Source organism: Bacillus sp. FSL W7-1034 (assembly GCF_038593365.1).
GTDB lineage: Bacteria > Bacillota > Bacilli > Bacillales > Bacillaceae > Bacillus > Bacillus altitudinis.
The window spans coordinates 3,576,833-3,601,480 of record NZ_CP151989.1; the positions used below are offsets into that span (position 1 = coordinate 3,576,833).

Consider the following 24,648-nt stretch of genomic DNA (forward strand, 5'->3'; position numbering starts at 1 on the left):
CACTTTAACACGTTAAAAAACCTCCGATACGGCTGGAGGTTTGGTGATTCGTTTATTTATTTCACTTGATAATTCACTAAGTCTGTTGCCAATGATTTCATCGTTTCGTTCGTTTCGTGCAGCCCCTCAATAATTTTTGTGAAAGTGCCAACGAGTTCTGCTTGATGTTCAGAAGAAGCCACGATTTGTGCTATTTCTTCTTCCATTCCTTTGATAGAGCCTTGCACATCTTTTAGCGCTGTTTCAATATCAGTCGTTGCTTGCTTCGCGTGAGTAGACAGCTTTCTCACTTCTGTAGCAACCACCCCAAAGCCTGCTCCTGCTTCACCTACTCTTGCAGCCTCAATGGATGCATTGAGTCCAAGTAAGTTCGTTTGATCAGAGATACCTTTGATGAGATTAGACACTTGGTTGATTTTAGAGGAATTTTCGACAGTGGTTTTTGTATTTTGTAGAATTTGTTCACTTGTCGCTTGTAGTTCCTCTGAATGTGCGGCCACTTGCTGTACCATTGCGACTAGTTTTTCGGAAGCTTCGTTGCTTTCCGTCATGATGTGATCTAATCGTTGTTGATTCGTTTGGTCATATGCTACACAGAAGGCAGCGATCACTTGACCATTGTCATCTTTAATCGGGACGGCGACGATGTCCATAGGAATTCCGTACACCTCTTTAGGAATCTGGATAAACGATGGCTCTCTCCCATTTTTCAACATTGAAAAGTTTTGGAACCCGGGAGCTACAACATCCCCAGCTTTAAACCCTAAGTCAATGTTCCCGTGCTGCTGATAATAAAGAACCTTCTCTTTCCCTAATACAGAAAAGGTTAGCTGCTCTCTCATAGCTAGTCCAACGATTGGTAAAGCGTCTATTATGTTATCAATTCTCTGTGACATTCGCTCACGTTCATCCTCTCTTTTTCTCAGTACACTCTCTTTATCGGTTCTTTATATGATCTATTACAGCCTGCAATGTGTACTAATATCAACCAAATGACCTAAGACATATAAAACAGCCACATTCTATCAAGAGAATGTGGCTGTTTTTAAAAGAAGAAGATGCATATCAACACACTAATGACGATGAAAAAAAGATACATGCAGTCGATCCATGAAGTGCTGATGACATGATAATACGTTCTCTCCCTCGTCCCTGTGAAGCCTCTTGCTTCCATCGCAATGGCTAGTCGTTCAGATTTCCGTACACCTTGCGTGAAAAGAGGGAGTGCATAACGTATAAAGGCTTTCCAACTGTTTTTTTGCTTGTAACCTCTAATTTTATGTGCAGCCTTCATTTGCTTCAATTCACTTTGAAACAACGGGATAAACCGGAAGCCTGCCAGCATCCCATATGCCCATTTGGGTGACATTCGGCATTGATGGATTAAGCTCATCATAAAGGCCGTCAAATCAGTTGTTGATGTAAAAAGGAGACCAAATGTCACAAACCCGAGCATTCTAAAAGAAATGGTCAGCCCATTTCTTAAACTCTCCTCTGTGATATGAAACCATGCCCACTTCCAAACTGTATGATCTCCCTTGCCAAAGGCCGCGATCATCCAAAACACGAGAATGAAAAAGAGCAGATAAGGTACAAGTCTGGTGATGAGGTATTTCAAATTCCAGCCGCCTAGGACAAGTCCAATTCCAAGTGCAAACAGCCAGATGATGAACGTCGTTTTAGGATCAGAAATCGCCATCAGACAGCACATCGCAAGGAGATGGGCGAGTAATTTCATGACTGGATTTACAGTGGATAGAAAGGAGTGATTACTTTGCAATCGTCATCACTTCCTTTCTTTCAGCCATATAGCGGTAATGTAACGGCACTCTCAGCTCACAGGAAGTGACAAGTTCCTGATGAGAAAATAAATCAAAAGGCGTACCATCATAAACATGCTCCCCTTGATGAAAAACAAGCACCTGATCAGCGCACTCATCAACGAGTTCCATATCATGTGTGACCATGATAATAGTGGTGCCTTGTCGTTGACGTTCTTTTAAACGCCGGATTAACTCCCTCGCCGTTTTCTCATCCTGCCCGAAGGTCGGCTCATCTAAAATGAGTACATCCTGATCAAAAAGAAGCATCGTGGCAACACTTAATCTTCTTTTTTGTCCTAAGCTTAAGGTGAAAGGATGCGCATCTCTATGCTTCTCTAGGCCGAACTCTACCAATAGCTGATTCGTTTTTTCTTGCACAACAGGCTCTGGCCAATTTCGCTGTCTCCCACCAAATGCGATTTCATCAAACACTGTGTCCTGTATAAATTGAAGTTCTGGATTTTGAAATACAAAGCCTGCTTTTTCATATAATGTTCGGTCAGACCACTTTTTCAGATGTTTTCCTTTTAAGTAAATGTGACCTTTCTTTATTGGTTCTAAACGGATGACATGTTTAAGAAACGTACTTTTTCCGCTCCCATTTTCACCGATGATCGCAACCCAATCTCCTGCTTTTATATTAAGGTGCAGGTCATCTATAATGCTTTTTTTCCCGTAGCTTAATAGTAGATGATCTGTGCGAATAATGACCTCTCGATCTGTTGATGACAATTTCTCATGACGTTCTTTTCTCGCCTCAAAGGTTTGCAAGAGTGTTTGACTCAGTGGATGAAACGGATCTTGTACGATAGTGGACCATTTCTCGGGAAATATTTTCGGACGCCAAATGCCGGCTTCTTTCATTTCTCCCTCAAATGTGTTCATCAAGTCTTTTGGCGTTCCATCTGCTATGATACGGCCTTGATGATCTAATAAGATCACCCGATCCATCCACTCGATGACACCGTCTAACACATGCTCCACAAAAATCATCGTCTGATTCTGTTCAGCCGAAAGCTGCTGAAGCAATTGAAATATCTCCATTCTTCCTGCTGGATCAAGCTGTGCTGTCGGTTCATCAAAGAACAGGACATCTGGCTCTAATGCTAGTAAACATGCAAGCGCCAACCGCTGCTTCATTCCGCCAGATAAGGTATGAATATCTGTATTTGGGTCGACATCCAGCTGTACTTTTTTCATGAGATGCTGAATCATGTCATCCATTTGTTCTCGAGGGACAGATCGATTCTCTAAGCTAAACGCAATTTCTTCATTGACTCGGTGCATACAAAACTGCGAATCTGGGTCTTGAAACATGACACCAGTATGCCTTTGCCGCATCACTTCTCCCTGTACTTCAGCTTCCATATGCTCTGGAATAATGCCAGCAAGCACAGAAATCAGCGTAGATTTCCCGCTTCCACTTGGTCCTAATATCAGCACCTTTTCCTCCTTTTGAATAGAAAGAGATACTTGATGAAGAACGGGATTCGGCTGTTCATAAAAACGGACAGTGAGATTACTGCACGCGAGAAATGAATCCATGCTGGTCACCCTTACTTCGTTTTTCTTTCATGATGGCATATTGATTCAGCACACCCGTTTTAGATAAAGCATCCACCACAACCTTTGCCAAGCAACCACCGAGTAACATGCCGCTAATGACTTGAGTGACAAGTGTCATGAGTAACACTTGAGGCGTGTAATAGCCGAATCCATTGGCAATGAGGCTATATGCCATTGCCCCTACTGCTGCAAAGGCACCAGACAACATGAGTGTCCACATGCGATATCGCTTATAGCCAAATAGAGCGAAGGCGATTTCTGCTCCAAGTCCTTGGCATACACCAATCAAAAGCGCAGAAAGACCGAAGTGGCTGCCTGTCAGTAATTCCACGGCAGCGGCAGCTGTTTCTGCGATGAGGGCAGCGCCAGGCTTTTGGATAATGTAAGCAACGATTGGACTGGCAATGACCCAAATTCCGAACATGATGTTGCCTCCTGCTGGACCGACAAGGGCTGTAATCGGTAAATAAAGAGTCGACCACCCTAAATAGATAACTCCGCATGCCACTGATAAAATGACAGCAAGAACGACTTCTTTCATCTTCCATGTCATGAAGAATGCACCTCCATTTGGACAGGCCACTCTTCGACAGTAAAGGCCATGTCCCAGAATTTATACTCAAGCTGACAGCTTAAGATGAAGTGCTGTTTCATTTTCTCCTTTTCCTTCTCACTTGCTCCTTCCGCCCACTGATCAAGCCGTTTGCAAAGCTCCACTGTAACAGAGTCCGTTAACCCGCCATAAAACGTGATCCACTCATAGAATGGATGGGCAGGGTCGGGCTCAACATCTTTAAGCATTCGTTTGCCTATTTCCCAATAGGTCCAAGGGCAAGGGAGCAAAACCGCAATGATTTCTCCTAGCGTCCCTTCCTTTGCGACTTGCAGCATGTGATGAATATAGTGATGGGCACTTGGCGCCAAAGACGCACCTTGCAGTTCATCATAAGCGACACCTGCCACTCGGCAAAGGTTTTGATGAGGATGTGTCTCACTATCAAGGACAAAAGCCATTTGTTGATGGAAAAAGGTAATGTCCTCTCTGTCTGTACATCTGCTGATGGCTGCCGCATAAATTTTAATAAAGGCATTTAAATATTCTGCATCCTGTTTGACATAATGAATGATCTGTTCCTTTTCGAGTTCTCCTGCTGCGAGTCCTCTCACAAACGGATGCTGATAAATCGCTTCAAATAATGGTTCTGCTTCTTGCCTTAATTGGGTTGAAAATGTCATAAAAAAAGCCTCCTCTTTTTCAGTTGAATAAATGAAAAAGCCACCCCGAATGGAGCGGCCTTCTTATCGATTCAATCATGAATAAGACAAGGTCCAGCTCCACTTCCCTCCGCTAGTACAAACTAGATCAGGTTCAAAGGGTCCAAGATTTCCTCTTGTCTCAGTCATACATGACTCCCCTAGTGGACTTTTGTCATTTAATTATCTTTACTCTACACATGTGGCGATTTGATGTCAACCGCCGATCTTAATTCAATGTATTGATCGTTGGCAGCTTCTCGATCCCTGCTGCATAGTAGAAATTAAGGACACTGAAGAAATCAATTGGCTTTCCTGTCTTTAAATCAACAGCCAAAATATGATCGCCGTAATTTGTCAGGTCATCAATGTCTAAACGCCTTGGCGTTGTCTTTCCGAGAGTATCAACAAAGCTGCTATGGTAGTACTGCCCACTAGCAAACGATGATTCATGATACATAAATAATGTCTCCACATCTAAGTAGACAAGAATGGCCTCAGAGGAACTCGCGTATGGAGCAGAGTACGATACTGGTGCCGAAATACTCTTCACTTTTACACTGTCAACAGAATGCGTTCTCTGTTGATATTTTCCATCATATGAGAAATAAAATACACGCTCCCATTTATAATCAGCGGTCTTAGATTGTTTGTTATATACTTTTGTACCATTTGCGAAAACATCCCCATTGGCATACGAAGCAACAAAGTATTGCAATGTTGATGACAGGGATTCAGCACCTGTGAAATTTGGTGGGTTTTTTGCATTCACCTGTAATGTATATGAGTCTCCAAAGTCTCCACCGCTAGTAATACCAAACGCATAATCACCCGCTGGTAAATTGCTTAACGCAAGCAGACTGCCTGCCGGTTGAATCAGATCCGTTGGATAAGCTTGTCCTTCTTCATAATCAATAACAAATAACTGAACGAAATAATCAGCATTTGGAGAGATAATCCGGCTGATGAGCGCCTGAGGGGACGATGTACTTAAGAACCATAAATCAACTGGATCTTCCTCGTTTAAAACTGCCGATTGATTAATGGCTAGTCCATCAATAGAGCGAACGGCAGACGTGCGCATCTTTCCATCTGCAGCCGCTTTTCGTTTAATACTTATTCCCTTTTTCTTATCTACTTTAAATGATTTTTTTACTTCCTTCTGTTGAACCGCAGTCCCTTTATCCTGCTTTTCAAACGACTCTTGCACTTGCTGAATGGCTTTTTCAGTCAGTGGCGATACTTTTTCACTTGATTTTGGTGCATCTTCTGCTTTGATTGCTGGTGAAAATAAACCTGTTGTGACCAATAAAATAGACAGTAAGGCGGCGGTGATTTTGACATAAAATGCTCTCACAGGAACATCCCCTTTTCCCTAATTTGGGTTTTTTACCCTGTGATTATTTTACCATTTTTCTAATACTTGTTTTGGACTTTTTTAGGAAATTTTTATAACAAAAAACCAGCCGTATGCGTCACGACTGGTTTATTTGATGATTTATGCAATGGTTTTGACAAATAAACGTGCTGTTTCTGCACTTGATCCTGGATTTTGTCCAGTAATGATTTGTCCGTCTACAACGGCGAATGGCGCAAATGCATCGCCTTTTTCAAATGCTGCCCCTTGCTCGCGAAGTTTTGTTTCCAATAAAAATGGAACTTTAGATGTCAATTGAACAGCATCCTCTTCCTCATTTGTGAATCCTGTTATTTTCTTGCCGTCGATAAATGATTTTCCATCACGATCCTTCACATCAACAAAGGCAGAAACGCCATGGCAAACTGCCCCAACGGCTCCATTTTTGTCTGAAATCGCTAAGATCGCATCGGCAACCAATTGATTGGACGCAAAGTCGATCATTGGGCCATGTCCTCCAGCAAAGAAAATGCCATCATACTCAGCTGGGTTTACATCTGTCAGTGCCTTTGTGTCTTGAAGTAATTCATACACATCTTGATATTGTGCTGGAACTCCTTCAGGAATTGAATTTTTATCGATCGGTACTGTTCCACCTTTTATTGAAACAATTTGCACGTTGAGTCCATTTTCTTTAAAAATATGAAATGGCTCGGCTAATTCTTCAAGCCATAAGCCTGTTGGGTGTCCGTTCATTTCTGAGCTGCTTGTTGATACTAATAAAACGTTCTTGCTCAACTTTATCATCCTTTCTATTTATCATGTGGCTATTTTATATTTTGCACAATTAAATATCAAGCAATCAGACTTGGATACAACTCTTTATGTTATACCCGATTTTTTAAAAAATATAGCCTCACTTCAAATCTAATCATTCTGTCACATTCTATTGACAGGGAATTTCATGTAAAATTGTGATGAAATGATATAATATGAGAAACAATTGACAGACCTCTTGCGCTAGAGGGAATTTAAAAGGAGTGGAAAAAGAGATGAAAACCTATTCGATTGTGATGATTATCATCACGCTCTGTATCATATTGGCTGTCTTTTTAATGAATCTTACGGGCGTCATGTATGGAAAAATCATATTGGCTGTCGCTGTTGCCCTTTGTCTTACGTCCATTATTCGTTTGATGGGAATGCGTAAAAGATAAAAGCCGCCCTCTAGGGCGGCTTTACCGTGTAGACAAACCCCTCGCATTCAGTGTCAGTCATGCGCTTCGGTGCTCACCAATGTCAAATTCGCTCCGATGCTCGTCCTTCCTAAACTGCAAAGGTTTTCTATCACGCTGATAGGATTATATAGCCAGGATAAGTGCAATTAATGCAAGAAAAGCTGGTAACCCTTGTTTGATGATAATCGATTTATTAGACGTCACACCGCCAAATACTGCTGCGATGAACACACAAAGAACGAAAAATAGCTGAATCATATATCCTACGGTATTCGAACCAAGAATGAGCCCCCAAATGAGTCCAGCAGCTAGAAAGCCATTGTATAGCCCTTGATTAGCAAACATCACTTTCACATTTGGATCCTTTTGTAAGTGTTCAGGCAGATTGAAAGATCTTTTCGCCATTTTTGATTCCATAAAAAACATTTCTAGTAACATGATGACAATGTGCTCTAAAGCGACAATTCCTACTAAAATCATTGCTAAAATATTCAATTTAGTGAATTCCTTTCTGATAGACGGTCTCGTATTTGTATTTTGTCCGTGTATAAATCAAAGTCTTGGATTAGCTCTAACGCCTCATGAAAACGACTTTGTGGAATGTCTTTCATTTTTCTTACACCAAATTCCTTTTTAATAAAAGCCATGATGGTATTAATATGAAGCTTACCGTGGCCATCATACTCTAAATGGCTGCAAAAAGTCTGCATCGTCCCTCGAATCACCTTTAATTGCTTGGCAGTGACACAACTCATTGGTAACGCTCATCCTTTCTTGGTTTTTTAACAACTAAAAAGAACATTGAATGAAAGAAAAACCTTCCAATCTCTATTATATAATGGTTTCATTCGGATATCAAAATAAAAAAGAACAAACATTCGATCAAAGACGAGTCATACGCTAAAAATCCATGTCTTAACGTATCAAAAAGCCGGATTCATGGATAGAATCCGGCTTTTTGTTTAGTTGCTTTTAGAAATTAATACCTTTCCAACAGAACGGTCCTTACTTTGTCCGACGACTTTAAAGGATAGGCCGTATGTTGGCACATCACGTCCTGCATCCGGGTTATTTGGATTCACATAGTTCTTTTTATCACTAAATGTACGCGTTGGGCGGATATAGCGATCCTCTAAGGTTAAGCCTGTTGTCGCTGTATAATCAATATTCAGCTTCGTGCTTGGATTCAAAGAGAATGCTGCATCATGTACTTGGAAACCTGTCGCTGCAATAGAGCCGTCACTCCATTTCAACACTTGTTGATCTGCATCTACGACTCCAAGGAAGCCGTTCCCTGGATGTTTTCCAACCCAGTTATCACTGTACGATTGATCGACGTACCACACGACCAAACCGTTATTATAGCTCATCAGACTTGCTCCTCGTTTGATATGCTTTAAGCCTTTATCGACATCAGCATAAGAGCGCCATTCTAGTAAATAATACTGAGCGGCATATTGTTTTCCATTAGATTGAGAGAATCCATTAAAAGTGAACGTGGACGTTCCCTCGGCATCATCTGACCACACTTTTGCTCCATCTGCTGTAATCTTTAGATCATCTACAAATAAACCTGGCAGTGAATATCCTGCATCGGTTGTATAGCGGAATTGCAGATCGATCTTCTTCCCTGCATAAGCAGAAAGGTCAAAGGATGCATCTACCCATCCATCTGATTTTCCATCGATGCCATTGCCTTCATTCGCTCCTGCCTCATTTCGATCATTCGTAATATTACCAGCAATGGTTGTCCATTTGTCTGTCCCAGTTTCACGAACTTCTACATACGCATAGTCATAATCTTCTTCGATATCGTACCATGCTTTAAACGTAAGCTCGGCTTTGCTTCCCTTCGACAAATCAATCCCTGATGTCGTCATGGTAGCATTCAAATTGTCACCTGTTCCGCTGAAGTATGAATATTGCCCTTGTGCAGGCTGAGTGACCACAATCTCTTTATCTGGCAAATCAACTCGAACCGCATCATGGTTGGTTCCTTTTGTTGCTGCTTCATCGATTAAAACTGTTTTGCTTTTTGTTAATGTCTTACCATCAATGGTTTTTCCAGAAAGCCAGTTGCCGCCATGCAAGTTTTGAAGCATTTCTTTTGCATATGGACTAAAACCTGTTGGTTCCGTACCAGGTACTTTACCTGCCCAGCTTCCGCTTGACATGATAGACCAATAAGAAACGGGCTCTCCTCTGCCTGTGTATTGTGTATCGTATTCATCAGGCAGACCAAGATCATGTCCAAATTCATGTGTGAACACACCTGCTGCGCCATCTTCAGGCTCAATCGTATAATCTAGAGCGCCTAACTTTCCGCCTTGACCCACTTCTGATTCAGTGTTTGGAATCTCAAATACATCACCAAGTGACCAGCGATGCGACCAAATCGCGTCAGAGCCAAGCTGTCCGCCGCCAGCTTCTTCACCTACGCCAGCGTGTACAACCATGAGGTGGTCAATGATACCGTCCGGCTCATTATAAACACCGTCCCCATCCATATCATAGCGGTCCCATTGATCATATTCACCAAGGTCAATGTTTGGATCCTTTGCCGCTGCTTCGAGGGCTTCTTTCACCAATTCGCGCGGTCTGCCGTCACTGCCTGATTCGTCTGGTACGTTCCCGCCATAATATGCTGCTTCATGCTTGGCTGTATACCATCCAGCTACTGTTCCACTAATTGTGTAGCTTCCACCGGACTGCTTTTCATAATACTGCTTCATAGATACTTTTCTTTTACCATCTGGACCAATGTAGCCATTTTTTCCGAAAAGCATATCTTGGTAATGCTGCTGATCATACTTGTCATAGTACATATCAGTCTCTTCTTTTTTAATACTATTATGCTTATAATCTTTAAAATCTACTAATAAGACCAAAACTTTATCATTACGGACGTCGCCTTTATATTTTTCCTTTTTCACCGGCTTTACTTGATTGCCTTCTTTTCCTTTATGCTTCTTTAACTTTTTCTTTTTGGCTAGTTTATTATGTACATTTTGTTTGTATTCTTTTAGGAATTCAGGTTCTTCTGTTAAGGTACTTGCGCTTTGTTTCATCGCTGCTTCTTCTTTTTTCTTTAGGTAGTTCTTTAATGCTTTTTGGGTTTCTGCCTCATTGGCATTCTTTTTGATCTTTCCTTGTTTTTTCAAGGCTTTGATGAGGCGGTCTTCATTGACAACACTTGCGTCGAATGGAATACCTGAATAATGACCACCATCTGAGGTTGTTGACTTTTCTGAGGTGTGGGCAGATAGAGGGGTGCTGAAAGCTGTCAATGTGCCTAAACTGAGGACAGCTGTTAGTGCGATGCTCGTCCATTTCCCTTTTTTCATATTGGTTCCTCCCTAATTTGGTAATAAATAATATCTAATTCTAGCATATTCCAATATACTTAAGTCGAAAAACATTTTATTTTCAGAAACTTTGTGGAAAATGCACAATACGAGATTGAAATAGGTGGAACGAATTGTCGAAAATAAAAGAACCCTAGGCTATAAATGCCTAGGGTGTTTGTTGTTTTTCTATGAAAGTTGCTCTCCTTGATATGCAACAACATCAAGTGGAGCGGCTAAAAATTCTTTTGCCTTTGCGACGAAAGCTTGGAAATGTGCACTTGCATTATGGCTTTGAACCGCTGCTTCATCTTTCCACACTTCTACCATTAAAAAGGTGTTTTCTTTCTCTGTATCCTTGAAAAGCTTGTAGGACACATTTCCTGCTTCTTCCTGTGAAGCTTTCATTAAACCGTTGATTTCTTCTAGAAATACGTTTTCTTTCTCTGGATGAATGGTCATCCCTGCATGAATAATAATCATATGATCGTCTCCCTTTTTTTAAAAATTATTTCCACTCTGTGATGCGATCGATCGGTAAACGGTAAGAAGCATAACCTTCGTCAGCCGCTTTCCCAATGGATAGAAGCATAACTGGTACATAGCGCTCTTTATCCCAGCCGAATGTTTCAGCGATGACTTCTTTGTCATATCCGCCAATTGGGTTTGTATCATAACCATGCGCACGAGCAGCAAGCATCAGCTGCATTGACACAAGTCCACCGTCAATTAAGATCGTTTCACGATTCACTTGCTCTGGAAGAGCTTCAAAATGTGCAGTTAATGCAGCAATTTGTCTTTCTTTTACTTCCTGCGGCATGTAACCATTTTCTACTGCTTTTGAATAAATTTCTTCTAAGTATTCATTGTTTTTCATATCTGCAAACACAGCGATGACGGCTGATGATGTAGCTACTTGTGTTTGGTTGAATTTTGCGAGTGGTGCAAGCTTTTCTTTTCCTTCTGGGCTGTCAATGACCATGAAGCGCCAAGGCTGTGCATTCACTGATGATGGTGCTGTTGTTGCCTCTTCTAAAATCTCCGTCATTTCTTCTTTGCTAATTTTCACTGCTGGATCATAGTTACGAATGGAGCGGCGCCCTTTCATAATATCCATAAAATCGTTTGTTTTTAATGTTGTAGCCATGTGTAACACTCCTTTAGGTTGTTTGAATCTTCTCGATGTTTTGTTGTATACGGATGAGCACATCAGTGAGAAGCTTTCGTTCTTCATCACTTACGTTTTCAAGCATTTCTGAGATAAATCGTTCTTTTTCTTTTTTAGAAGCTTCGATTCTTGTTCTGCCTTCATCTGTCAGACGAACAAGCGTGACTCGATTATCTTCCGGCTTTCTTCTGCGCGTGACCATTCCTTTTGTTTCTAACTGTTTTAAGTGACGCGTCACAGCCGCACTATCAATATTTACTTTTTTCTGCAAATCGGATTGGCTGATTTCGTCGGCTTGGAATAACAGTGATAGCAACTCCAGTCTTGATTGGCTGATGCCCGTGCATGCTTCGAACTTCACACCCATCATACGGTTCACGCACTGCAAACGATATAATACCTCTGCTTCTTCAGAGCAAAATGCAGTCAATGCCATCCCCTCTTTTCTATTCAGATCAATTAGTTGATATATCAATCATTGACTCGTCAACTAATATACACCCATTGTTTCATGATTGCAAGAGGTTTGTTTCATAAAGTGAAATTTTTTATTTCAATCAAAAAAGACGAGCTTTTGCTCCTCTCAGACCGTAGACAAAGGGCTAAAATGTAGTTTATTTTAGCCCTTTGTCTTCTTTTCAGCGTGAAAGAAAACCTTTGCAGTCTAGGATGGACGAGCAATGGAGCGGAGCGAATTTGACATTCGTGAGCACCAGCGCGCAGGACTGACACCGAATGCGAGGGTTTGTCTTCACGCTGGGACGAGCTTTTGCTCGTCTTAAGAACTTGGTGTCGATGTTGGTCCCACATAGTAGCTGATAAATCCAATGATCATCAAGACTACAAAAATAAAGAGAATGAGTTTGAGCATTCTCATGGTTTATCCCCTCCCATTCATCTAACTTATCATATCTAGAAGAAGCGCTACCTAAAATTTACATAAAAAAAGACAAAAGCGATTCATCACTTTTGTCTTCTTCTCTTTATTCTGTAATCACTGTATGAATCAAAGTCGGAGCATCAGCATGGTCAGCGATGCGGATGTTGTCATAAATTTTCTCCATGACATTCGCTACATCCTCACGATTTGCATGCAGCGTCACGAGAGATTCACCTTTTTCTACACGATCGCCTACTTTTTTGTTGAGCATGATGCCAACAGATAGGTCGATATCGTCTTCTTTTGTTGCACGTCCTGCTCCAAGAATCATCGCTGCAACACCGATTTCGTCTGCGACGATTTCAGCGATCACACCTGATTCTTTTGCCGGCACTTCGATTTGATAAGGTGCTTGTGGCAGTTTTTCCGGTTGATCTACAATCGAGCCGTCTCCACCTTGGTTTTCTAAAAATTCCTTGAATTTCTCAAGTGCTTTGCCGTTTTTCATGACTTCAATTAGCTTTTCTCTTGCTTCATCAAGTGTCTCTGCTTTTTTCGCAAGAACGACCATTTGACTTCCTAATGTGAGCACAAGCTCGTTTAAGTCTTCAGGGCCTTCGCCTTTAAGCGTGTCAATCGCCTCTTTCACTTCAAGGGAATTTCCAATCGCTAATCCTAGCGGCTGAGACATGTCTGAGATGACAGCCATCGTTTGTCTGCCAACATTATTTCCGATACGAACCATTGCTTTTGCAAGCTTCTCAGAGTCTTCAGGTGTTTTCATGAAAGCACCTGCACCTGTTTTCACATCTAATACGATTGCATCTGCGCCAGCAGCGATTTTCTTACTCATAATCGAGCTTGCAATGAGCGGGATTGAGTTAACAGTTCCTGTTACATCACGAAGGGCATACAGTTTTTTATCAGCAGGTGTCAGGTTGCCTGATTGTCCAATGACCGCTACTTTATGACGGTTCACCAGCTCGATGAACTCGTCTTTTGTAATTTCAACGTGGAAGCCTTTGACTGCCTCTAACTTGTCGACTGTTCCACCCGTATGTCCAAGACCACGCCCAGACATTTTTGCAACAGGTACATCAAGTGCTGCAACAAGAGGAGCGAGTACAAGCGTTGTTGTATCGCCTACACCACCTGTTGAATGCTTGTCTACTTTAATACCTTCGATAGCAGACAGGTCAATTGTGTCCCCTGAGTTTGCCATAGCGAGTGTTAAATCTGCACGTTCTTGATCCGTCATATCTTGGAAGAAAATCGCCATCGCCAAGGCACTTGCTTGGTAGTCAGGAATTGTTCCGTCCGTATAACCTTTGACAAAGAAAGAAATTTCCTCTGAAGATAATTCTTTTCCGTCACGTTTTTTCGCAATGATATCTACCATTCTCATTGTTTTCACCATTCCTTTTTTAGTTTAGTAAATCAAACCGACAACGCCTGCTGTTAAGAAGCTGACGAGTGTTGCACCGAATAACAGCTTTAATCCAAAGCGTGCGACAACGTTTCCTTGTTTTTCATTTAAGCCTTTCACTGCTCCAGCAATGATACCGATAGACGAGAAGTTCGCAAATGACACAAGGAATACAGAAATGATCGCTTCTGTACGAGCAGTGAAATGAAGACCGTCGCCAGATAGAGCAAGCATCGCTACAAATTCGTTAGATACCATTTTGGTCGCCATAATACTTCCTGCTTGTACCGCTTCACTCCAAGGTACACCAACAAGGAAAGCAAATGGTGCAAACACATATCCAAGTACATCTTGGAAAGAAACACCGATGGCAGCTGTGAAAATGCCATTAATCATCGCAATTAATGCAACGAATCCAATCAACATCGCAGCCACAACAATGGCTACTTTGAAACCATCCATAATGTATTCGCCGAGCATTTCGAAGAAAGATTGTCTTTCTTCTTCTACGACTTCAAGCATGTCTTCGTCTTTAGACACTTCATATGGATTGATGATAGACGCAATAATAAATCCACCAAATAGGTTCAGCACAAGTGCTGTAACAACGTACTCCGGTTTAATCATTTGCATATACGCACCGACAATGGACATTGATACAGTCGACATCGCAGATGCACACAATGTATAAAGACGCTGTTGAGGTAATAATCCAAGCTGCTTCTTAATGGAAATGAACACTTCGGATTGACCCAAAATCGCTGACGCTACGGCGTTGTAAGATTCTAGTTTCCCCATTCCATTGACTTTACTAAGCAAATACCCAATTCCGCGTACGATCAGCGGAAGGATACGCCAATGCTGCAGGATACCAATCAAGGCAGAAATGAAGACGATCGGCAGCAAGACATTGATAAAGAAAGTTGACGCATTATCATTCATTAAACCGCCAAATACGAAGTTGATCCCTTCACCAGCATAGCCTAGAAGCATTTGGAATCCTTTTGCAAAGCCCCCGACTAGGAAGTTCCCAACACCTGTATTGAGCAGAATATAACCTAAAATAAATTGCAGTACAATCATGACAATGACTGGACGGAATTTCACTCGCTTTTTCCCGTTACTTGCCAGCCATGCAATGGCGAGAATCACCAGCAAACCGATAATACCAATGACGTATTTCATGTTTTTCCTCCTTGAATGAATTCGTTTACATTAATGTGCTTGTATGGAACAAACCCTATTTCGCAAACAAATTGCGGAAGAAAATCCCAGAAATGAGATCCTTCCGCATATGACTTTTTCATCATCTAATGAGTCATGATTGTTATCCTACCATAGGATCGTATGAATTAATAGTCTTTAGAAGGAGCTGATTGATCCCCTTTAATAATGGAAACGCCTGCACTGGCACCAATACGGGTTGCGCCTGCAGCTGTCATCGCTTCTACGTCTTCTTTTGTTCTTACGCCGCCTGATGCTTTGACACCGATGTCAGGTCCAACTGTTTTACGCATTAATGCGATGTCCTCAGCTGTTGCACCGCCTGTACTAAATCCAGTCGATGTTTTGACGAAATCAGCGCCAGCTTTTACAGAAAGTTCACAAGCTCGTACTTTCTCTTCATCTGTGAGTAAACAAGTTTCAATGATGACTTTCACTAAGGCTTTGCCTTTTGCTGCGTCTACAACGGCACGAATATCTTGTTCAACTGCATCATATTCGCCATCTTTCAATGCCGCAATATTGATGACCATGTCCACTTCAGTTGCACCGTTTTCAATGGCATCCTTTGTTTCAAATGCTTTCACTGCTGTTGTGTTTGCACCTAACGGGAAACCGATGACTGTACATACATCAACGCCTGTTCCTTCTAGTTCTTTCGCCGCAAGAGATACCCAAGTTGGGTTCACACAAACGGAAGCAAATTGATATGTCTTTGCTTCATCTAGTAACTGCATGATCGCAGCTTTAGATGTATCTGGTTTTAGTGCTGTATGATCAATGAGCTTTGCTATTGTCATGATTCACACTTCCTTTTAAATATGATACTTTCATCTTAAATGACTATTGAACAATTGTAAATATAGTTATGAAATTTTGTTCATCTATTTTGTGACATTTAAAAGAGCTCTTGCTGTGTGCTGATCGATCATCAATACGTTCGCATATTTTCCTCTCAGCGCCCCATGGATAGAGGCAACCTTTCGATGTCCACCAGCAACAAGAATGGAACGCTCTTTTGTTCTCAAATCATCCAGCTCCACACCGATTGTGCGATTGTTAATCGCTTCACTGCAAATGCGTCCTTCTTGATCATAAAAACGCGAACAGATATCTCCAACACTGGATGTCTTGAGCAGCGCCTTTTCTTCTTCACGGAAATAACCAAGCCTAAACAAAAGCGCCTCATCTCTTACCGTCCCAACAGTAAACACAGCGATATTTGCCTGTTTGCCCATTTCAATAATGCGCTGAATATGTCTGTCCTGTTCGACCATCTCTTTAACGGCGGCACTATCGAACACAACAGGCAGTGGCAAATAGCGTGGTGCCGTTTGAAAAGCTGATGCAAACAGCTGGATCGTTTCCGCAGAATATGTATTCACATGCGAATGGCTGATTCCGCCTTTCAGCTGAACCACTTCTACCCCTTTTACCTGTTTAGGTTGCATCTTTTGAGCAATTTGATACATCGTGGTGCCCCAGCTCACTCCAACGATATCGCCGTCTTTCACCGTATTTTGAAGATAATCTGCACCAAACCGGCTCAAGTAATCCGTAATCGTTGGATAATCGTCCTTTGGCGAAAATACCACATGAGCCTCGAGCAGATCATATTTTTCTTTCAGCAATAAGGACAGCTCATTTAAATCCTCAAATGGGTCCATCACTGTAATTTGGACGTACCCTTTTTCCTTCGCATACTGAAGCAGACGAGACACCGTTGGCCTCGACAGGTCAAGCTGCTTGGCGATTTCTTGCTGACTGTAATCAGATAAGTAATAGAGCCTTGCTGCTTCAATACTTAATTGCTGTTTCTCCCGATCCATTCGTACGCCTCCTTTTTTCCTCTATCATAACAAATTGTTCACTTCACCATGCACAAATGTTCATTTAAAGAAAATGGTGTAAGCTGCGTGAAAGGTCTCTTGCTTCTCTAAGGTTTGAATGCCGAATTTCTCCTTATACTGCCCGTTTGTCCCTTCCATATCAGCGATCCCATACCAAGGCTCAATACAAACAAAAGGAGCCATTGTTCCCTTTTCTTGATCATATGGAGACCAAATACCAACAAACGGAAAACCACTGAGATCGACCTCAACGCCGTGACCTGCTTGAGAAGTCAATGATACTTGATCAATATGACTAAAGATCATTGCATCGTTCTGAAAAAGTTCTGGGCGAAGTTGAATCGGCTCAAACTCAACACCTTTCTCCTTCTCTCTCACAAGTGAATTATGAAGTTCATATTGAACTGGATCATGTTCGGTGGAAGGTACCAATGTGAGTGAATAATCAGATGTCTGCTCGCCTTCAACAAGCGGGACATGAAATGCCGGATGCCCGCCAATCGAGAAATACATCGTGCCATCTCCTTCATGAACAATTTCCCAGGAAATCGTTAGTCCATTTTCCGACAGTGCATAACTGATGCGCGCTGTAAATTCATACGGATATTGTGACGTGTGACGGCCATTTGATTGATATTGAAAAATCACCTGATCTTTTGCTTCTTCAAATAGTTCAAAATCAACATCACGCAAAAATCCATGCTGCGAGAGTTGATACGTTTGATCGTCTATCTTGTATTGATCATCCTTCAACCGTCCTACAATCGGAAATAAGACGGGCGACACCCTGCCCCAATAAGCAGGGTCACCAGACCACATATATTGACGTCCACTTTCTTTATGAAGCACCTCTCTCACCTCGGCACCTCTCTCATTGATTTGAACCAATAACAGATCATTTTCAATCGTTTTCATTCAACACATCCCCTTTCCTTCTTCTTTTATTATGACAGGGATTTTCGGTTTGAGTATAAAAATAAGAATCCCTCAAGCCTTAGAATGTTTCTTCATATAAAAAAATTTTAAAAAAGACAGAAATTCGCCAACAAAATGTAATGCTGATTCGTCTAATCTTATATAAAATAAAAGAATCGTTGTTCTTTTGGAGTGACAACAAAAAAGACGCGTTTGACATTGATGGGGGATTCTTTTTCATGAACAGCAAGGAAAACCGTTTACGTTACATATTAGGATTAGATGGGCTGAGAGCTGTTGCCGTATTGGCGGTCATTGCTTATCACTTACATATTGGACCTGCGAGCGGCGGGTTTCTTGGCGTTGATTTGTTTTTTGTGATTTCTGGTTACTTGATTACAACCATCTTGCTGCATAAGCAGGATTTGGGCTATCAAGAGCTTCTGCCTTTTTGGATGGGCCGCATCAGAAGGCTGCTTCCAGCTGCCTACGTCATGATTTTTTTAATCGTCAGCTGGTGCGCCATTGCTGGTTCAAATGCATTAATGTCCATTCGTGGCGATGCCTTATCGTCCTTTTTTTATGTGAGTAACTGGTGGTACATTTTTCATCAGCTCTCTTACTTTGACAGCTTCAATGCTGTATCTCCACTAAAAAATTTATGGTCTTTGGCGATTGAAGAGCAATTTTATCTCATTTGGCCGGTACTGTTGATTGCTGGACTGAAATGGGTGAAAAATAGATCCCATCTTCCTATGATCACCTTTGGTCTGGCACTTGTATCTGCTTTATGGATGGCCATTCTCTATTCACCGGATACTGACCCGAGCAGGATCTATTATGGAACAGACACACGTGCGTTTGCACTCCTCATCGGGTGCAGTCTTGCATTTGTCTGGCCCATGCACAGACTTTCCAGCAGAAAATTACTTCCTATCGGCAGACGTATGTTACAAATAGCCGGATTCGGTTCGATGGTCATTTTCCTCTTATGTGTTTATGCAGTCGACGAATTTGACGGCTTTCTCTACCAAGGCGGTATGCTTTTATTCTGTTTGAATGCAGCGATCTTAATTGCGTGTGTCTGCCATCCTGCCAGTCTTATTGGGAAATGGCTGTCTTTTCAACCACTCGTTTGGCTTGGAAAGCGGTCTTATGGCATCTACTTATGGCATTATCCAATTATCGTGCTGACCACACCAGTCATTGAGATTGGACAGCCTTCCATGGGACGTGTCACATTGCAGCTCATCGCAATTCTACTCATATCAGAGGCTTCCTATCGTTTGATCGAACAGCCGATTCGTAAACTCGGGTTTAGACACTATTTTGCCTCTTGGTCGATTTGGAAAACAGGAATCAAGCAATGGTCTATGTCCAATAAAGTGTTTCTTGGGATTGCGGCAGTCCTTTTGATTTTATTTACCATTGGCATGTCTAGCTCGTCTCATACATCCCCGCATGCGCAAGAAGTCACACAAATTAAGACAGCGCCCCAAAAGGCAGGCGGTCAGACAGAATCAAAAGTGAAGAAAAAGAAAGACAAACATAAGAAAAAAGCAGCGGATCCTAAACAATTTCACCAAGTTCTTGCCATTGGTGATTCCGTCATGTTAGACATTGCTTCAAATTTAGAAAAGGCCTATGAACCCATCACCATTGACGCAAGGGTCGGAAGGCAAATGAACGAAGCCATCCGCATCGCCCCTCAATATGCTTCTTTTAACAAGGCTGATGCCGCTGTTATTATTGAGCTTGGCACAAATGGTTATTTTACAGAGGGGACTTTGACCTCATTCATTCAACATTTCTCGAAGGCACATATTTTTCTTGTGAACACTCGCGTTCCAAGATCTTGGGAAAATGATGTGAATGCAGTCATTGAGCGTGTGGCCAATCAACACCACAATGTGAGCTTAGTCGATTGGCATTCAGCCGCTACCGGACAGCCATCCTATTTTCAGCCAGATGGTGTTCATCTTTCCACAAAAGGCTCTGACACATTGACTGAGCTCATTAAAGCCAGTATCAAGAAAAAAGGAGATGTGTCCTCGGCATCATAAGAAGACTAGCATCCTGTGAAGAGAGATTCAAAAAAGACATGCTTTCCTATGATTGGAGGCATGTCTTTTTTTGTGATGGATGAGCACGGAGCTGCATTATGTTTTACTTTTAAAAGACCAAACGATGACAGGGATGAGAATTAACGATAAAATTCCTCCGCTTAAAGATAATGTAGCATAACTCGTATTCGCCATGACCATTCCTGAAAGGGCACCGCCAGAAGCACCTGCTAACGCAACAAAAACATCGAGTGTTCCTTGGGTTTTTGCCCGGTTTGATGGTTCTGTAGAATCCACTATTTGAGCAGTACCACTAATTAAACCAAAGTTCCATCCCAATCCAAGTAAAGACAAAGCAATGATTAATAGAATCATTGAATCACTTGGTGCGAATGCTGCTAATAAACCAGCAAGTAACAATGTGATGCCCGACGCTATGCTCATAGCTGTTCGTCCTAGTTTATCTACAAGTACACCCGTGATAGGTGAAGGAAGATACATGGCTCCTATATGAAAACCAATCACAATGCCCACTTCGGCTAATCCATGACCATGATGCTGCATATGCACCGGTGTCATGGTCATGAGTGCCACCATGACAATTTGAGTTAAGATCATCACTGTGGCCCCTACTGTAAGCCCTTTTTTATCTGTTTTTTTATCAGCAGCATCTGGTTTATTTCCATGCCCATGTTCTGCTTTGTAAGTTGCTATTCTTCGGGCAATGTCTAATGGATCAGGACGCAGCAGAATAAAAAGGACAAGACCAGCTACAATAAATGCTACTGCTGATAAAATAAAAGGACCGGCAAGTGCTGGAACACCAATGGACACTGCAAATTTACCCATCACTTCAACTAAATTCGGACCTGCTACTGCTCCAAATGTTGTCATGACCATTGTTGTACTAATTGCAGTTGCACGCTGTTTAGAATTCGCTAAGTCCGTCCCAGCATAACGCGCTTGTAAGTTCGTGGATGTTCCTGCTCCGTAAATGAAGAGCGATGCAAATAATAAAATGACACTATTCATCATAGCTGCCAGCACAACGCCAATTGCTCCGAGCCCTCCAACAACAAAACCTGTCGATAAACCGATGCGTCGTCCATAACGTTGTGAAAGCTTTCCTACAATGAAAGCTGACCCAGCTGACCCCAAAGTAAATAAAGCGATTGGGACTCCTGCATAGGCTTCAGTTCCAAGCATTTGTTGTGCTAAAATGGCACCTACCGTAATTCCTGCAGCTATTCCAGCCCCTCCAAATATTTGCGATAGACTGACAACAAACAATACTCGTTTATATAAATTTTTCAATTTTTGGGGTGAATCTATATAATTCTTCACTACATCTTTTTCTGTATCTAACACTTGTAAACACCCACTTGAGATTTATTTGCCCAATGTAACCATTATATCAGTTCCGACTACAATCCTTGATTTAAATCTCTTCCACCTCTCGGCCATTTCATGGAGAGCAAGCGGTTGTTTTCGGATCATAGACACCTTGTTTTGAAATGGATCATGAATAAAGCGCCCACATGACTGACCTGTTCTTTTGAACTGATGCGTATCTTTTGTCGTTTTCTTTTATGCCGTTAAAAGGCTGGCTCTCAATGCTAATGGGTGCTTTTCCTTCGTTTTTTGATCCACCAACGCAAAATCACCATTCTCATACGCTAATGAAAATAATTCTTCGATATGAAAAACACCTGCCTGAAACTGCTTGCTCAATACATGCAGTGCCACAGCACTGGCGACTTGAGCCGTTGCTTGAGACTCATCGCGACCTTTTATTCCAAGCGCTGCTCGATGAATTTCGTTACCCTTCATTCCTACCGCTTCCACTTTCACTGCATATTGATCTGTACCCATTTGAGCAGATTGAATCAGTGAAATGGCACGTTCCTTGATTTTCGGCATCGTGAGAAGGGACGTCATTCCGAGTTTCCTTGTGAGAGCAAATGCACGTGTCGCTACACCAGAATCAAAACAGAGCCTTGTTGTCACAGACGGCACATGGAGCGTCGAAGGCAATGTTTGCTGGTCAGAGAAAGGGAACTGATAGGCTTGCCGCTTTCCAAGCGTTTTGCCAAAATCAATGCGTTTCCCTCCAGTAAAACTTTTGACTTTCTTTCGCTGATGATTCTTCGTCAGCTCATAATCCGTATGCACATGATCAAGCGTCCATTCAATAGCTGCTTTTCCATGCTGGTCACCTAGCCCAAGCATGATACTAATATCAATTTGCTCCACAGAGGTCAGAATAGATGCCGCCTTCGCTGCAAGCAAATTGGTGAGACCAGGTGCAAGACCTACGCTCAGCACAGCCGTTGCGTTCAATTGCTGTTGATGGACCTTTGCTAGCTTCTCAATATAGGCTCCTTTTGCCGAAATATCGAGATAATCAATACCTGACCGTAAGCATGTTTCAGCAAATGACGTGTCATCTTGATCCAGACACATGATCACGAGTTTCGTTTCATCCATCCAGTCCGTATCCACTTGTTGTCTTACGTCTATCTGAAATGGACGTACACGCCCATTCGTTTGGCGTGCAAATTGTTCAGCCTTCTCATAACTTCGGCCAGCCGCAAAGACTTGCCCAGGATATACGTCACTTAATTGAAGACATATTTGCTGCCCCACATGTCCATAACCGCCTATCACCATCACTTTTGACCTCATTTTCCAACCGCCTTTCTATCGCCTCTTTTACAAACAATCCCTTTGATCATGCCCGCTTGAAAATAAGGTCTGATGTCTTGAAATCCCGCTTCGGTTAATTGTGCTGTCATCTTTTCTTCAGACACGGGATATGTGGTGACACCCAGCCTTTCTCGGAAGGACGTAAACACTTCCTTTCCCAAGCCTTGACGCTTCATGAATAGAGAAAGCATATGAAGCTCCTGCTGAAATGTCGGCGTTTCCGGGTCTCCTTGAATAAACGCCAACACGAGAGGAGCACCTGGTTGAAGCCGGCGGGCGATCTCCTGTAAAAAGGTCAGCTGATCTTTTACAAAATGAATGACAAGCAAACTTACTGCTGCATCGTACGACTTTTCAACCGGCACTTTGTCTAAGGACATCTCATACCATGTGACGCGATCTTGCATATGAAGCTTTTCCACTCTGCGCTTGGCCATATCAAGCATGGTTGGAGATGGATCAACCCCTGTGATATGCCAGTCTTTATTTCTTTGAAGCATGTTGATGATCTCTTCGCCCCCACCTGCTCCGACTGTTAACATGCGAGAAGCCGCTCCCATTAATTCGATTTCTACTCTATCCACTGTCAGCTCATGCAAAAGATGATAGCCCGGTACTTTATGTGCAATTGTCGCTGCATAGGATTCAGCAACAGGATCATGCCAATGTTGATTTACACTCATATGTCTTCTCCTCCAGTTTCCGCTTTGCTTCGTTTCCTTTACACTAACGGTATGTTATCTTCATTGTAAGAAGATAGATGAGAAAAAACGATCCCTAAAAGTGGGGATATTGAGGAGGAGATCAAATGAACAATCCAGCCGCTCATTTTCAGCAGCTGAGAAAAAGCATTCGAGATGAACTTGCTGCTATCTGTGATTTTGATGCTGCCTGTATCACAACCATTGATCCAGCTACTCTCCTCTCGACGGGTTCTTTTACAGATGAACCGATTGAAGCCATACATAACGAGCTGTTTCAAAATGAATATTTAAAAAAAGATGTTCACCAGCATGAGGATCTAGCGAAAGGTCCTGTCCACGCTGCCAGTCTCGTCCAAAGTGGAGAATACATCAATAGTGGTCGATACCAGCACATTTTGTTACCTAACGGATGGGCAGATGAATTGCGGGCAGCCCTTGTGATTCAAGGTGAATGCTGGGGAATCGCCAGCCTTTATCGGAAAAAGGAGAAGGAACCTTTTCATGAACAAGATATACAAGCGGTTAGTCGCCAAACACCAGCACTCGCAGCCAAGCTGAGAGATGAACTTTTTAAAAGAAGAGAAACGGAAGAAGATGAAACGGCGGAACACCAAGGCTTCCTCATTCTTTCACACGATTACCATCTTCTTTATGGAAATGAAACTGGACTTCATTGGCTTCACACCTTCCAGACCTTTGAGCAAATTCATGACGGTGCCATCATGCCCCGTCCGTTTAGAGCATTAGGTGCTAAGCTTTTATACGGCGGCGGTGACCAAACAGCGGTCAGCATCACCAGAATGCCGACAGGGCGTTTTCTCTCTCTTCAAGCATTTCGTTTAGCACAGGCAGCCGGGGAGGAAGAGGCTGTCATGATTCATATTAAGCGAGCTCAAACAAGTGAAATCCTTCCTTATATAGCGAAAACATATCGGCTGACAGAAAGAGAAATGAACGTCCTTGACTGTTTAATAAAAGGACAATCCACAAAAGAAATTGCCAGTACGTTATTTATCTCGCCTCATACGGTGCATGATCATGTAAAGGCGATGCTCGAAAAAACAAATTTGAACAGCAGACGTATGCTTGTTTACTTTTTCTCACACATATAAAAAAGCGGCTACCTCATT

General features: G+C 42.2%; 23 protein-coding genes, 1 pseudogene and 1 riboswitch. Of the genes and pseudogenes, 3 read left to right on the forward strand and 21 right to left on the reverse strand.

Features of this window, described 5'->3' with window-relative positions; translation table 11 throughout:
* Nucleotides 1-56: 56 nt before the first annotated feature.
* From NST73_RS18455 to NST73_RS18485, 7 genes are all read right to left on the reverse strand, one after another.
* Nucleotides 57-896 carry a methyl-accepting chemotaxis protein gene (locus NST73_RS18455; protein WP_041508003.1) on the reverse strand — a complete coding sequence of 280 codons (840 nt, stop codon included), beginning with the start codon at nt 894-896 and terminating at the stop codon, nt 57-59.
* A gap of 149 nt (nt 897-1,045) precedes the next feature.
* Nucleotides 1,046-1,780, reverse strand: a complete 735-nt coding sequence (locus tag NST73_RS18460) for an energy-coupling factor transporter transmembrane component T (RefSeq protein ID WP_024719222.1) — start codon at nt 1,778-1,780, stop codon at nt 1,046-1,048.
* Nucleotides 1,770-3,368, reverse strand: coding sequence for an ABC transporter ATP-binding protein (locus tag NST73_RS18465; RefSeq protein ID WP_268361312.1), 1,599 nt, complete (start codon nt 3,366-3,368; stop codon nt 1,770-1,772). The genes NST73_RS18460 and NST73_RS18465 overlap by 11 nt, the downstream gene beginning before the upstream one ends.
* Nucleotides 3,343-3,942, reverse strand: coding sequence for an ECF transporter S component (locus NST73_RS18470; protein ID WP_019743666.1), 600 nt, complete (start codon nt 3,940-3,942; stop codon nt 3,343-3,345). Before NST73_RS18470 ends, NST73_RS18465 begins: the two co-directional genes overlap by 26 nt.
* Entirely contained in the window at nt 3,939-4,625 is a 687-nt protein-coding gene (gene tenA, locus NST73_RS18475; protein WP_017358641.1) for a thiaminase II, read from the reverse strand. The genes NST73_RS18470 and tenA overlap by 4 nt, the downstream gene beginning before the upstream one ends.
* Nucleotides 4,626-4,712: 87 nt before the next feature.
* Nucleotides 4,713-4,816: riboswitch (TPP riboswitch) on the reverse strand.
* A 56-nt stretch (nt 4,817-4,872) separates the two neighbouring features.
* The gene (locus NST73_RS18480) at nt 4,873-6,000 is read right to left on the reverse strand and encodes a hypothetical protein (protein WP_041091253.1); all 1,128 of its coding nucleotides are present in this window, start codon (nt 5,998-6,000) and stop codon (nt 4,873-4,875) included.
* Between the two features lie 141 nt (nt 6,001-6,141).
* The gene (locus tag NST73_RS18485) at nt 6,142-6,798 is read right to left on the reverse strand and encodes a type 1 glutamine amidotransferase domain-containing protein (RefSeq protein ID WP_017358640.1); all 657 of its coding nucleotides are present in this window, start codon (nt 6,796-6,798) and stop codon (nt 6,142-6,144) included.
* A gap of 224 nt (nt 6,799-7,022) precedes the next feature.
* On the opposite strand from NST73_RS18485, the pseudogene NST73_RS18490 reads away from it, so the two are divergent.
* A pseudogene (locus tag NST73_RS18490) lies at nt 7,023-7,217 on the forward strand (hypothetical protein); the annotation flags it as partial.
* A gap of 144 nt (nt 7,218-7,361) precedes the next feature.
* On the opposite strand, the gene NST73_RS18495 reads toward NST73_RS18490, so the two are convergent.
* From NST73_RS18495 to NST73_RS18545, 11 genes are all read right to left on the reverse strand, one after another.
* Nucleotides 7,362-7,733 carry a DUF1304 domain-containing protein gene (locus NST73_RS18495; RefSeq protein ID WP_007498006.1) on the reverse strand — a complete coding sequence of 124 codons (372 nt, stop codon included), beginning with the start codon at nt 7,731-7,733 and terminating at the stop codon, nt 7,362-7,364.
* Nucleotides 7,730-7,993 carry an ORF6C domain-containing protein gene (locus tag NST73_RS18500; RefSeq protein ID WP_008345710.1) on the reverse strand — a complete coding sequence of 88 codons (264 nt, stop codon included), beginning with the start codon at nt 7,991-7,993 and terminating at the stop codon, nt 7,730-7,732. The genes NST73_RS18495 and NST73_RS18500 overlap by 4 nt, the downstream gene beginning before the upstream one ends.
* A gap of 207 nt (nt 7,994-8,200) precedes the next feature.
* On the reverse strand, nt 8,201-10,582 hold the full coding sequence (locus NST73_RS18505) for an immune inhibitor A domain-containing protein (RefSeq protein WP_096882063.1): 2,382 nt from the start codon (nt 10,580-10,582) through the stop codon (nt 8,201-8,203).
* Between the two features lie 189 nt (nt 10,583-10,771).
* Nucleotides 10,772-11,065 carry a putative quinol monooxygenase gene (locus NST73_RS18510; protein WP_008345714.1) on the reverse strand — a complete coding sequence of 98 codons (294 nt, stop codon included), beginning with the start codon at nt 11,063-11,065 and terminating at the stop codon, nt 10,772-10,774.
* 25 nt (nt 11,066-11,090) lie between these two features.
* On the reverse strand, nt 11,091-11,729 hold the full coding sequence (locus NST73_RS18515) for a nitroreductase family protein (protein ID WP_017368360.1): 639 nt from the start codon (nt 11,727-11,729) through the stop codon (nt 11,091-11,093).
* 13 nt (nt 11,730-11,742) lie between these two features.
* Nucleotides 11,743-12,186 carry a MarR family transcriptional regulator gene (locus tag NST73_RS18520; protein ID WP_045033720.1) on the reverse strand — a complete coding sequence of 148 codons (444 nt, stop codon included), beginning with the start codon at nt 12,184-12,186 and terminating at the stop codon, nt 11,743-11,745.
* Nucleotides 12,187-12,733: 547 nt separating this feature from the next.
* Complete coding sequence (locus tag NST73_RS18525) at nt 12,734-14,035, reverse strand: pyrimidine-nucleoside phosphorylase (protein ID WP_041091254.1); 1,302 nt, start codon at nt 14,033-14,035, stop codon at nt 12,734-12,736.
* 24 nt (nt 14,036-14,059) lie between these two features.
* Entirely contained in the window at nt 14,060-15,241 is a 1,182-nt protein-coding gene (locus NST73_RS18530) for a NupC/NupG family nucleoside CNT transporter (RefSeq protein WP_017358632.1), read from the reverse strand.
* Between the two features lie 167 nt (nt 15,242-15,408).
* Complete coding sequence (gene deoC / locus NST73_RS18535) at nt 15,409-16,080, reverse strand: deoxyribose-phosphate aldolase (protein ID WP_096882069.1); 672 nt, start codon at nt 16,078-16,080, stop codon at nt 15,409-15,411.
* Nucleotides 16,081-16,164: 84 nt separating this feature from the next.
* A complete protein-coding gene (locus NST73_RS18540) occupies nt 16,165-17,109 on the reverse strand; it encodes a sugar-binding transcriptional regulator (RefSeq protein ID WP_007498020.1) in 945 nt (314 codons plus the stop codon).
* Nucleotides 17,110-17,169: 60 nt separating this feature from the next.
* The gene (locus NST73_RS18545; RefSeq protein WP_039164984.1) at nt 17,170-18,045 is read right to left on the reverse strand and encodes an aldose 1-epimerase family protein; all 876 of its coding nucleotides are present in this window, start codon (nt 18,043-18,045) and stop codon (nt 17,170-17,172) included.
* A gap of 239 nt (nt 18,046-18,284) precedes the next feature.
* Here NST73_RS18545 and NST73_RS18550 point away from each other — a divergent pair, with 239 nt between their 5' ends.
* Nucleotides 18,285-20,108: an acyltransferase family protein gene (locus NST73_RS18550; RefSeq protein WP_135009513.1), complete on the forward strand. Its 1,824-nt coding sequence runs from the start codon at nt 18,285-18,287 to the stop codon at nt 20,106-20,108.
* Between the two features lie 96 nt (nt 20,109-20,204).
* Here NST73_RS18550 and NST73_RS18555 read toward each other — a convergent pair whose 3' ends face one another.
* From NST73_RS18555 to NST73_RS18565, 3 genes are all read right to left on the reverse strand, one after another.
* On the reverse strand, nt 20,205-21,476 hold the full coding sequence (locus NST73_RS18555; RefSeq protein WP_047947042.1) for an MFS transporter: 1,272 nt from the start codon (nt 21,474-21,476) through the stop codon (nt 20,205-20,207).
* Nucleotides 21,477-21,695: 219 nt separating this feature from the next.
* On the reverse strand, nt 21,696-22,793 hold the full coding sequence (locus tag NST73_RS18560) for a saccharopine dehydrogenase NADP-binding domain-containing protein (RefSeq protein ID WP_342499274.1): 1,098 nt from the start codon (nt 22,791-22,793) through the stop codon (nt 21,696-21,698).
* A complete protein-coding gene (locus NST73_RS18565) occupies nt 22,790-23,497 on the reverse strand; it encodes a class I SAM-dependent methyltransferase (protein ID WP_342499275.1) in 708 nt (235 codons plus the stop codon). Before NST73_RS18565 ends, NST73_RS18560 begins: the two co-directional genes overlap by 4 nt.
* 125 nt (nt 23,498-23,622) lie before the next feature.
* Between NST73_RS18565 and NST73_RS18570 the strand changes: the two genes are divergently transcribed.
* A complete protein-coding gene (locus tag NST73_RS18570; protein WP_096882075.1) occupies nt 23,623-24,630 on the forward strand; it encodes a LuxR C-terminal-related transcriptional regulator in 1,008 nt (335 codons plus the stop codon).
* Nucleotides 24,631-24,648: the final 18 nt, after the last annotated feature.